This is a genomic window from Brevundimonas sp. GW456-12-10-14-LB3, from assembly GCF_059424365.1.
Map to the genome: position 1 here is coordinate 26946 of NZ_JBWKZJ010000019.1, position 10992 is coordinate 37937.

A 10992-nucleotide genomic window follows, 5' to 3' on the forward strand; every position below is an offset into this window, starting at 1 on the left:
GGCCTCAGCGGATCTCGATCGTGGTGTGCTTGAGTTCATGCACGGGCTTCAAACGGGCGAGGATTTGCTCGACCGTCATGTCTTGGGAAGCGCGCACGCTGACGATGGCTGCGTGCGCCTCCGGGCCGATGCGCCACACGTGGAGGTCGATGATTGCGGCGTCGCCGGGACGCTCGATCTCGTCGCGAACCTCGGCGGCGACATGCTCGTCGGTGCGGTCCAGCAGGACGGCCGAGGTGTCGCGCATGAGCATCCAGGACCAACGGGCGATCACCGCCGCTCCGACCACCCCCATCAGCGGGTCCAGCCAACTCCAGCCGAGATAGCGTCCCGAAAGCAGAGCGATGATCGCCAAGACCGAGGTCAGGGCGTCCGCCAGCACGTGCAGGTAAGCGGAACGCATATTGTTGTCTTGGCCATGGCTGTGATGGTGACCGTCATGCCCGTGGTCGTGAGCATGATGGCCGTGATGATGATGGTGCCCGCCCGCCAGGAGCACGGCGCTTACGACGTTGACCGCCAGACCCACTGCGGCGACGATCGCCGCCTCTCCGAACGCGATCGAGGTCGGCTCGAAGAGTCGGCGCACCGACTCGACGCCGATGCCGAGCGCCACCACGCCCAGGATCAGGGCCGAGGCGAAGCCGGCCAGGTCGCCCACCTTGCCCGTGCCGAAGCTGTAGCGCGGATCCCGTGCGTATCGCCGGGCGTAGGCATAGGCGCCCGCGGCGACGCCGAGGGCGCCCGCATGCGTCGCCATATGGAAGCCGTCCGCCAGCAGCGCCATCGACCCGGTCAGATAGCCCCAGGTGATCTCGGCGACCATCATGACGGCCGTCAGGCCGACGACCCATAGGGTCCGCCGCGCATTCTCGTCGTGCTTTACGCCGAGGAAGACATGGTCGTGCAGATCTTCATCCAGCGCCTGCGCCGTGGCGACCACATGAGTCATTTGTACCGTCCCAGGAGGGCGATCAGGTCATCCGCGCCCTTACGGCGCGCGACGGGGTTAAGGTCTGCGGCGGCAATGTGATGTTCGATGTGGTCGAGGATCAGCGCCTCGACCAGGCCGCTCAAGGCGCCGCGCGCCGCCGCGGCCTGCTGCAGGACGGCCGTGCAGTCAGCCTCGTCGCCGATGGCGCGCTCGAGCGCGGCCACCTGGCCAGCAACCCGGCGCACGCGAGCGAGGAGCTTGGCCTTACTGGCGACGATGTGCGCCATGGGCGTCCTTTCGAGAGCGCGCGCGAGACCGGCGCTTATAGGCCTCGCCATACTCCCTGCCAGTATAATTCTCAACGCATCATAGGGCGACTGGAAGAAAGGGGGAGGGCGGCGGAGAGCGCTCCGCTTCGGAGCGGAGAACGGAGTTCATCATGTCTCTCGCCCTCATCGCGCCACCCGACCCGGAGCGGCTGTCCCCTTCCGGTCGAGCTGAATCCGGCCCCGACGGCGGCGGTTGCGCCTGGCTGCACCGCCTGCTCATCGATCTCGACCTCCCCGCTGATGGCGCGCTGGCCGGCGCGCTCCAGCGCCGGTTCGACACCGTCGGCGCCTTTCTTCACGCCGACCCCGCGGAATTGAAACGTCACGGTCTCGACCAGAAGGCGGTCGACAGAATCAAACGTCTCGCGGGGCTGATCGAACACCTCGCCCGGGAAACCGCCAGCCGTCAGCCGGTGATCACCTCATGGTCGAGCCTCGTCGCCTACGCCCGAGTTTCACTGGGCCATCGGCCAAGGGAACAGTTCCGAGTTCTTTATCTCGACAAGAAGAACCGCCTGCTTTGTGACGAGGCGGCGGCGGATGGCTCGGTTGACCACGCCCCGGTTTATCCGCGCGAGGTGGTGCGCCGGGCGCTCGAGGCGGGCGCGTCCGCCCTTATCCTGATCCACAATCACCCGTCCGGCGATCCCCGGCCGTCGCAGGCCGACATCGCCATGACGCGCAAGGTGGTCGATGCGGCGCGGTTGTTCGACATCCCGGTGCACGATCACCTCGTGGTGGGTCGGGAGGGCACGGCCAGCTTCCGGCAGATGGGGCTGCTTTCATGAGCCTGCGCTTCATCGTCGCCGCCCTCGGCGGCGATCTCTATCACAACGGCGCGCGCGCCAATGTGCCCGGGCCCGGCCATTCCGGCGAGGACCGCTCCGTTTCCCTGTGGCTGACGGAAGGACGCGTCGTGGCCCATTCCTTCGGAGGTTCGGACTGGCGGGCGGTGATGGCGGATCTGCGCCGTCGCGGCCTCGTGGACGCGACGAGCCGACCGATGGGCTCGCCGCTGTCCGGCGCCGCGTCGGCCGCGCGTCCGGATACGCGCGTCCGTCGGCAGACGGCCGAGCGGCTCTGGTCGCAGGGCGTGAGGATCGGCCCGTCGGGCTTGGCCGCCCGTCATCTGCGTCGGCGCGGCGTCCAATGGACTACCGGACTTTGCGACCTTCTCGAACATCCCGCCGCGCCCGTCTCGGTCTATCGGACCGGGGGGGCGACCCTGCGGGCTCTGATGGCCCGCATCAGCGACCCGGACGGGGGCACGACCGGGGTGGAGCTGACCTATCTCGACGCCGCGGCGCGCCAAGCCGTGCACTTGGCCGTGTCGCGCAAGACCGTGGGCTGTGTTCCGCCGGGCGCGGCCGTCCGTTTGTCCGTCGCCGGTCGCAGGATGCTGGTGGCGGAAGGGGTCGTCACCACTCTGTCGGCCATGCGCGGGTTCGATTTGCCCGGTTGGGCGCTGCTCTCCGCCGGAAATCTGGCGGCCTGGACGCCGCCGCCCGGTGTCCAGACAGTGATGATCGCCGCGGATCGGGGTCTCGCCGGCGAGACCGCCGGCCGCCGGCTGAAGCACCGCCTTGAGACGCTCGGCCTGGAGGCGGAAATGCGTCTGCCGCCGACGGGCTATGGCGATTGGAACGAAGCCCTTCGCGCGACCGCCGAAGGGGAAAAGGAAGGGCGCGGGGGTGCGCCGGAAAGGCGGGGATAGGCCTCGCCGCTGGCAGGAGTTACGCCATGCCCAGATCCGCCTCCGCCGCCGTCGTGGTCGTCGAGACCCCGTTTGACATTGCTGCATCGCGCGCCCGCCCGCGGGTTTCCCTGCGCGACGTGGACATCGCGCCCGAAAACCTACGCTTCGGCGAACCGCCGGACGACGACATTCCGCTGCTGGCGGAAACCCTGTTCGCGGCGGGTCAGCTGGAGCCGCTGACCGTGCGGCCGGGGCGCCGGAAGGAGCGGGCGAACATGGCCCTGGACGGCCGTCGTCGCATCCTCGCGTTCCGCCATCTGCTGGAGACCGGCCGCATCGACGACGGATTCCTTGTGGACGTCGTGGTGGAGACGGATCCCGCGCGCCAGGCGGCGGCCGTGCTGCTCACCAACACGGCCGCCCCGATTCATGTCGCCGATGTCATCGCCGCGATCGGACGGATGCTGAAAGGCAAGCTGACGGCGCCGGCCATCGCCCGGGCCTTGGGCTACGCCGAGATCGACGTGAAGCGGCTCGCCGCCTTGTCCGCCCTGCCGCCCGTCGCCATCGAAGCCTTGCGGCGCGGCCGTCTCAACCTCCGCCAGGCCCGGCTGCTCGCTCGTCTGCCTGACAAGGCCGAACAGGCCGAATATGCGCAGATGGCGCTCGACGGCCACGGCTTCCAGGACTGGCGCATCACCGAGAAGCTGGATCAAGACCAGGTCACGGCTGGCGACGCGCGCTGCGCCCTGGTCGGCGCCGACCGCTATGCGGCGGCGGGCGGCCGCGCCGTCGTCGATCTGTTCGGAGAGCGCGCGCCGGTGCTTCTGGACCCGGCGATCCTGACCGACGTCTGGACGACACGCGCGCGAGAGATCGCCCTGACCTTCGAGGCGGAGGGTCTCGCCGTCCATGTGTCGGCGGGCGACGAGCTCGAGCTCCCCGACGATCTGGAGCCGGCTCGCTACGCCTATGGCGGCATGCTGCCGGCCGCTGAGCTGGACGCCTATCGTGAAGCGCGCGACGGCTTCAACGCCGCCGCCGAGGCGGCCGGGGCGCGGCTCGCCGAAACCACGGACCCGACCGTCGTCGATCCCCTTCTGATCGCCATGGGCAAGGCGCGCATCGCGATGGACCAGATCAGCTGGGGCGGGCGCGTCGCCACGACGCTGGTCTTCTTCCCGTCCGTCAGGGCTGGGCTCGACATACGCTGCTTCACCCCGGTCGAGCCGGACATCGAAGACGAGGCCGAGTCCAAGGATGACCACGACGATGCCGACGACGCCCGCGATCTGTCACAGGCGAACGCGCAGCCCTATCGGACGCCGGAGGTCGAGGCGCCTGAGCCTGAGACCGAGGGCGTCAATCACGCCCTGCACGCCGTGCGCACCGATGTCGCGACACGGGGCCTGATCCGGGCGCTGGCCGACGACCCGGGGGCCGCGCTCACGGCGCTGATCGCGCGACTGTTTGTCCAGGTCGCGGTCCGCCGGTTCGGCGTCCGGGCCGAATCCGCCTTCGCCCTGACCGCCACGGCCTTCAATCCCACCGGCGGGCGGATCATCGAGGCTCTGGACGGCGACGTCCGCCAACGGCTCGATGAGCGGCGCGCGGCCTGGGAGGGGTCGGGCCAGACGGTGATCGCCTGGGTCCACGCTCTCGCGCATGGCGACAAGATGGGCCTGCTGGCCGAGTTGACGGCCTTGACGCTCGATCTTCGCGAAGAGCGGACCAGCCTGATCCGACGGCCCGCGCGCGCCGAGGCGGCGGAACTGGCCGCCCTCTGCGGAGCCGACATCACCCTGCACTGGACCCCGGACGCGGACTTCCTCAAACCGCATTCCAAGACGCTCCTCCTGGGCATGCTGGACGCGATGGGAGAGCCGAGTGACCCTCGGGTGGGCGTGCTGAAGAAATCGGAGTTGGTCGACTGGGTCGCGGAGCGGGCGGCGGAGCGCGTCTGGGCTCCGGCCAGCTTGTCGTGGACGGCCGACACGTCGGGCGACGATCCCGAAACGGACGTCTCGGACGATCGCGACCCGTCGGACGCCGCTTCCGAAGGGCCCGACTCCGCCGAGGGCGAGGGGGACGGAACCGGCGCCTTCGTGGTCACCGAAGCGGGGGAGGCGGCGCTCCACCAGACTGCCTAAGACCTCTGCCGTCCCACGAACCCGCTCCGCCGTCCGGCGGGGCGGGCTTTGTGTGCGTCGGCCACTTGAAAGGAAAAAGGAGGGGCCAGGTGCGGCGAGCCTGGAGAACCGTGGGGGATGCGCCCTCCGCTCCCGGCGAGCGGAGCCGCGACCATGTCCTCGACCTCGACCCTGTCCCTTTTTCCTCCATCGACCGAAGCGCCGCGCGCCGCCAACGTGCTGGCCGCCGCCCGGGCGCTGGCGGGCCATCTCGCGCGATCGCGCACTCTTGATCGCCGCCTTGTCTCGGAGGTGATGACGACCCTCTTCGGCGGCGCCGACACACAGGGCGCATGGCTGTGGCGCGATGCCTATGAGGCGATCGAGGCCGCGACGGTGCTTCAGATCCGGCGCTTGGCGCCCCAGGTCGCCCGCCTTGAGGACGCGCCAGCGGAAATCGCCGCTCTGCTGGCGGCGGTCTCCGCCCTCGGCCTGACCCACAGCCGGCGCAGCGAGGACCAGGTCGCCTTGGATCAGTTCTCCACACCGCCGGAACTGGCGGCGATCGCGGTGCTCGCCGCCCAGGTGCGTCCCGGCGACCGGGTGCTGGAGCCCTCGGCCGGCACGGGCCTGATCGCGGCGGTGGCCGAGGCTTGCGGCGGCGCGCTGTGGCTGAACGAGCCGGCGGACGGACGCGCCGCTCTGCTGGACGGCCTGTTTCCCGGCGCGCGACGATCGCGCCTCGACGGGCGCCATATCCACGACCTGCTGGACACTGCCGGCCGGTTCGACGTCGCGGTTTGCAATCCGCCGTTCACGGACCTGGAGCGCCATCTGACGGCGGCGCTCGGCGCGCTCGCCGACGGCGGACGTCTGGCGGCTGTCGCGCCGGCTTCAGCCCTTTCGGACGATGCAGGCCTGCGCCGGCTGTCGGACCGGGGCCGCGTCCTCGCGCGGATTCTCTTTCCACCTCGAGCCTTCGCACGGCACGGCACTTCGGTCGACACCGGCCTGCTGGTGTTGGACCGGGGCGAGGCTGATCCGAACATTCCACCGCTCGTCGCGGCGGATGACCTGGCCACTGCGGCGGTGTTCGCCGCCGCCGTGCCGGCGCGCGCCGGAGCCCGGCCGCGCGCCCGGCTTGAGGCGTCCCCCGCCTCGCTCCTGGCGCCCGGGAGTCGGGCCGGAACGCGGGCGTCCGCGCGGCTCGCCTTCCTGGCGGGCGCGTCGCCCGTGGACTACGAAACGCGCGCCTGGACCGGCGAGGGACGCAATGTCGGCCTCTATCAGGCCCATACGCTCGCGCGCATCGTCCTGCCGGACGCCCGGCCCCATCCGTCGCCGCTGGTGGAATCCGGGCCGATGGCGTCGGTGTCCCCGCCCGCGCCCACCTATCGGCCCGTCCTGCCCCGGCTTCTGTGCGAAGAGGGGGGGATTTCCGACGCCCAGACCGAAACCGTCATCTACGCCGGCGAGGCTCACGCCGGCCTGTTGCCCGCCTGGTGGACGCCGGGCGAGGCGGCCCATCAGCTGGTCCTGTCACGTGAGGACGCTTCCGGCGCTGTCCAGCTTCGGCGGGGCTTCTTCTTGGGCGACGGCACAGGCTGCGGCAAGGGCCGCCAGATCGCCGCCGTCATCGCCGACAACATGGCCCAGGGCCGCACGCGTGCGCTCTGGCTATCCCGCAACGACGCCCTGTTGGAGGATGCCCGGCGGGACTGGACAGCCATCGGCGGCGGGGCTTCAGATCTCACGCCGCTGAACAGCTGGAAGCTCGGCGATGTTGTTCGGCTCGACCGGGGAGTGGTCTTCACCACCTACGCCACGCTGCGGCAGCCCGCGCGCGGCGCGAAGATGTCGCGTCTCGACCAGATCGTCGCCTGGCTGGGCGAGGATTTCGACGGCGTGATCGCCTTCGACGAGGCCCACGCCATGGCCAATGCGGCCGGCGGCGGAAAGGGTGCGCGGGGGACCAAGAAGGCGTCGTTGCAAGGCATGGCTGGCCTGGCGCTGCAGAACCGCCTTCCGAACGCCCGCATCCTCTATGTTTCGGCGACCGGAGCCACCACGGCCGAGAACCTGGCCTATGCGTCGCGGCTGGGGCTGTGGGGTGGGCCGGAGGCGCCGTTCACGACCCGCGAGGACTTCCTCGACGCCATGGACAAGGGCGGCGTCGCGGCCATGGAGCTGGTCGCCCGCGAACTCAAGGCGCTCGGCCTCTATGTCGCGCGGAGCCTGTCGTTCGAGGGCGTCGAATACGCGCCGCTCGCGCACGCCCTGACCGAGGACGACATCGCCGTCTGGGACGCCTGGGCCGACGCCTTCCAGATGATCCACGCCCATCTCGCCGAAGCCCTGAAGGCGACCGGTCTGGCTGACGAGGACGGCAAGCCGAAGAGCCCGATGGCCGCCTCCGCTGTCCATTCGGCGTTCGAGGGGGCGAAGCTGCGTTTCTTCGGCCATCTGCTGGCCGGACTGAAGGCGCCGTCCCTTGCCGCGGCGATCCGGACGGACCTCGCCGAGGGGCGCTCCGCCGTCGTCCAGATCGTGTCGACCAACGAGGCGGTGATGGAACGCCGCCTGGCCTCCATTCCGCCCGAGGAGTGGAACAACCTCTCGATCGACCTGACGCCGCGTGAATATGTCCTCGACTATCTCCGCGAGGCCTTTCCCGTCCATCTGATGGAGGCGATCGAGGACGAGGACGGCGGCGTGACGCTGGTTCCCGTCATGGTCGACGGGCGGCCCGCCGTCAGCCAGGAGGCGCTCCAGCGCCGCGCCTTCCTGATCGCCCGCATGGCCGGCCTGCCCGCAGTGCCCGGCGCGCTGGACGCCTTGCTGGACGCGTTCGGAACCGATCATGTGGCGGAGATCACCGGACGGTCGCGCCGGGTGGTGCGGCGGGAGAGCCGTCGAGTCGTCGAACGCCGCGGCGCCTCGGCGGCCCGCGCCGAAACGGACGCCTTCATGTCGGGCCGCAAACGCGTGTTGGTCTTCTCCGACGCCGGAGGGACGGGGCGCAGCTACCATGCTGACCTGTCGGCGGCGAACCGGCAGCGTCGGGTTCACTATCTCGTCGAGCCGGGATGGCGCGCCGACGCCGCCATCCAGGGACTGGGGCGGAGCCACCGGACACACCAGGCCTCGGCCCCGCTGTTTCGACCCGTGGTCACCGACATCCACGGCGAGAAGCGCTTCACCTCGACGATCGCCCGACGACTGGATTCTCTGGGAGCCCTGACGCGGGGCGAACGCCGCACGGCCGGGGCCGGCCTGTTTCGGGCCGAGGACAATCTGGAAAGCCCGTGGGCGCGTCGGGCCTTGCTGGTGTTCTACGGCGCCCTCGGCTTCGGCGAGCTGACGGCGATGGGCCTGGAGACGTTCGAGGCCAAGACCGGGCTGAAGCTGCGCGACGCCGACGGCGGACTGAAGCCGTCGGACGACCTGCCGCCGATCCACACCTTCCTGAACCGGCTGCTGGCCTTGCGGATCGCCGACCAGAACGCCCTGTTCGCGGACTTCGACAGAATCCTCTCCGGTATTCTCGAGCGGGCCGCGGCCTCGGGAGAGCTCGATCGCGGACTGGAAGACATCGAGGCCGAGGAGCTGGAGGTGATCGACGCCGAGACCATTCGCACCGACGTCGCCACCGGCGCCGAGACGGCGCTCGTCACCTTCGACCTGAAGGTCGCGCGCGACCTGCTCTCCGCCGACGGGGCGTCGGATCAGGCGGTGGCCGGCGCCTGCCGGCTTGTCGTCAATGCGCGCTCGGGGCGGGCGGCGGTGGCGGAGCTCGGCCTGACCACGACGACCGACGACGATCGTCTCGTGCCGGCCGTAAGACTGGTGCGGCCTGACCAGAGGGCGGTCATGCCGGAGAAGGCGTTCGAGGAATCCGCCTGGGCCGAGGCGGACGAGGCGACATGGCGGGCGACCTGGGACGCCGAGGTCGCCGCGGCTGATCCATGGCGGGCGCGCCAGCTGACGCTCGCGACCGGACTGCTCTTGCCGATCTGGGGCCGGTTGCCGGCCAAGGGCTGCGCTGTCCGGCGTGTCCGCGCGCCGGACGGCAGGCGCTGGCTCGGCCGGGTTCTGGACGAGGTCCAGGCGTCGACGCTGAAGGCCGCGCTTGGCCTCACCTCTGTAGGCGATGCCTGGTCGGACGGCGCGCGAACGGCGGCCTCGGTCCTGGACCGTAATGTGCAGCTCGCCCTGACGGGCGGCCTGTGGCTCAAGCGCGCCCGGGTGATGGATCGCTGGCGATTGGAGGTGGTGGGCGGAGGGATGGACCGGGACGCGCTCGTGGCGATCGGCTGTTTCGTCGAGATCATCGCCTACACGCCGCGGATCTTCGTCCCGGTCGACCGGCCCGATGTGGTGGAGGCTGTGCTGCGGCGCCATCCCGTGCAGTCCGTATTGAACGGCGCGGCCGCGTGATCCGGTTCCCGGCCGGACGGAGGCCCGGCCGGGGAGGGCGGAGGAAGGGAGGTCTTGGGTGAAGCGGGATCGGGGAGATCGGCTCCCGGACGGCTTCGGATCAACAGGAGACTGACATGCAGACCATGGTGTTCACGGGCCGCCTCGCGGCCGATCCCCAGATCAGCGACGACTTCGGCAAGGCCGTCTTCCGGCTGCTCGAGCAACGCGGGACCGACAATGCGGGCAAGCCGCGTCTGGTCGGCGTCAACTGCGTCAGCTGGTCGAAGGGCCTGAACGAGAAGGTCATCGCGCGCGGCCTCGCCCAAGGCTGCGAGGCCGTGGTTGTGGGAGCCTTCATCGACACCGCCTACGCCACGCGTGACGGCCAGGAGCGCACCGCCAAGGAGCTGGTGGTGAACCGGCTCACCGTCCTCGACTGGGCGGAAGACCGGCAGGACCAGGTCGCCGACGACCGCGTCGCGGCCTGATCCGCACATCCCTCAGCCCATCATTCCTAGGAGATTGAACCATGCAGACCCTGACTCTCGAAGGCTATCTGGCCGCCGACCCGTCGATCCTCTCGGCCCAGGGGAGCGGCAAGAAGCGCGCGAGCTTCCGCGTGCTGGAGACCACGCGCTATCGGCGCGCCGACGGCACGCCGGGCGAACGGACCACCGGCTTCAACTGCATCTGCTTCAACGAGGCCACGACCGAGAACTACCTGCAGCCCTACGCCCGCAAGGGCAGCCGCGTCGTGATCCAGGGCCATGTCGAGAACGACACCTGGACGGGCAAGGACGGCGTCGAGCACTACGACCTGCGCCTGATCGTCAGCGACATCCGGCTGAAGAACCGCCGTGCCGCGACGGAGGCGCACGCCGGCAGCGTGGCGGACCGGTCGCCGGAAGGCGACGGCGGCTACGATCTGAACGACGACATCCTGTTCTGACCGGGAAGGTCGCGACAGGCGGGAGGGCCCGGACGCTTCGCGCGCCGGGCCCTTCTCATGCTGAGGGCAGGAGGAGGAGGCGGGGACGGACAGGCGAGCCGATGGGGCTCGAAAGGCGAGGGAGCCTGCCATGTCTGTTTGGACCGAAGACCGTATCGCGAGACTCAAGACGCTTTGGCCTCTGGGGTGGAGCGCCCAGCGGATCGCCGACGCCCTGGGCGAGGACGTCACCCGCAGCGCCGTGCTTGGCAAGGTGCATCGGATGAAACTGTCCATGGGCCGACGGTCGGCGTCGCCCGTGCATCAGGCGGGGGCGGCGCCGGAGGGTCCGCGCCGCCCGCCGAGACGATCCAACCGTCCGGCGCCTGCGCGGATCACCGCGCGGCCCGATGTTCACGCGGAGGCTCCGTCATTCGGCCTCGCCACCATCCTGAGCGTGCGTCGGTACGACTGCCGCTTCCCCTATGGCGAACCCGGCTCGTCGGCGTTCCGCCTCTGCGGCCGTCCGGTCGTGCGCGGCGTCTTCTGCGCCGCGC

8 protein-coding genes and 1 pseudogene are annotated in these 10992 nt (G+C 70.3%); 7 read left to right on the forward strand and 2 right to left on the reverse strand.

Going from position 1 to position 10992, the window contains the following annotated elements:
• Positions 1-4: 4 nt before the first annotated feature.
• Both dmeF and AC07XS_RS09535 read right to left on the reverse strand, forming a co-directional pair.
• A complete protein-coding gene (dmeF, locus tag AC07XS_RS09530) occupies positions 5-952 on the reverse strand; it encodes a CDF family Co(II)/Ni(II) efflux transporter DmeF (protein ID WP_182714721.1) in 948 nt (315 codons plus the stop codon).
• Positions 949-1221, reverse strand: a complete 273-nt coding sequence (locus AC07XS_RS09535) for a metal-sensing transcriptional repressor (RefSeq protein WP_182714720.1) — start codon at positions 1219-1221, stop codon at positions 949-951. Before AC07XS_RS09535 ends, dmeF begins: the two co-directional genes overlap by 4 nt.
• A gap of 152 nt (positions 1222-1373) precedes the next feature.
• On the opposite strand from AC07XS_RS09535, the gene AC07XS_RS09540 reads away from it, so the two are divergent.
• The 7 genes and pseudogenes from AC07XS_RS09540 to AC07XS_RS09570 form a co-directional block, all read left to right on the forward strand.
• The gene (locus AC07XS_RS09540; protein ID WP_182714719.1) at positions 1374-2051 is read left to right on the forward strand and encodes a RadC family protein; all 678 of its coding nucleotides are present in this window, start codon (positions 1374-1376) and stop codon (positions 2049-2051) included.
• Entirely contained in the window at positions 2048-2977 is a 930-nt protein-coding gene (locus AC07XS_RS09545) for a toprim domain-containing protein (RefSeq protein ID WP_182714718.1), read from the forward strand. The genes AC07XS_RS09540 and AC07XS_RS09545 overlap by 4 nt, the downstream gene beginning before the upstream one ends.
• Before the next feature lie 26 nt (positions 2978-3003).
• Positions 3004-5109, forward strand: a complete 2106-nt coding sequence (locus AC07XS_RS09550) for a ParB-like helix-turn-helix domain-containing protein (RefSeq protein WP_182714717.1) — start codon at positions 3004-3006, stop codon at positions 5107-5109.
• A gap of 153 nt (positions 5110-5262) precedes the next feature.
• Positions 5263-9525: a strawberry notch-like NTP hydrolase domain-containing protein gene (locus AC07XS_RS09555; RefSeq protein ID WP_336967254.1), complete on the forward strand. Its 4263-nt coding sequence runs from the start codon at positions 5263-5265 to the stop codon at positions 9523-9525.
• Positions 9526-9641: 116 nt separating this feature from the next.
• Positions 9642-9995: a hypothetical protein gene (locus AC07XS_RS09560; RefSeq protein WP_182714715.1), complete on the forward strand. Its 354-nt coding sequence runs from the start codon at positions 9642-9644 to the stop codon at positions 9993-9995.
• A gap of 41 nt (positions 9996-10036) precedes the next feature.
• Positions 10037-10456: a single-stranded DNA-binding protein gene (locus AC07XS_RS09565; protein ID WP_182714714.1), complete on the forward strand. Its 420-nt coding sequence runs from the start codon at positions 10037-10039 to the stop codon at positions 10454-10456.
• A gap of 130 nt (positions 10457-10586) precedes the next feature.
• Positions 10587-10992 (forward strand): annotated as a pseudogene (locus tag AC07XS_RS09570) (GcrA family cell cycle regulator); the annotation flags it as partial.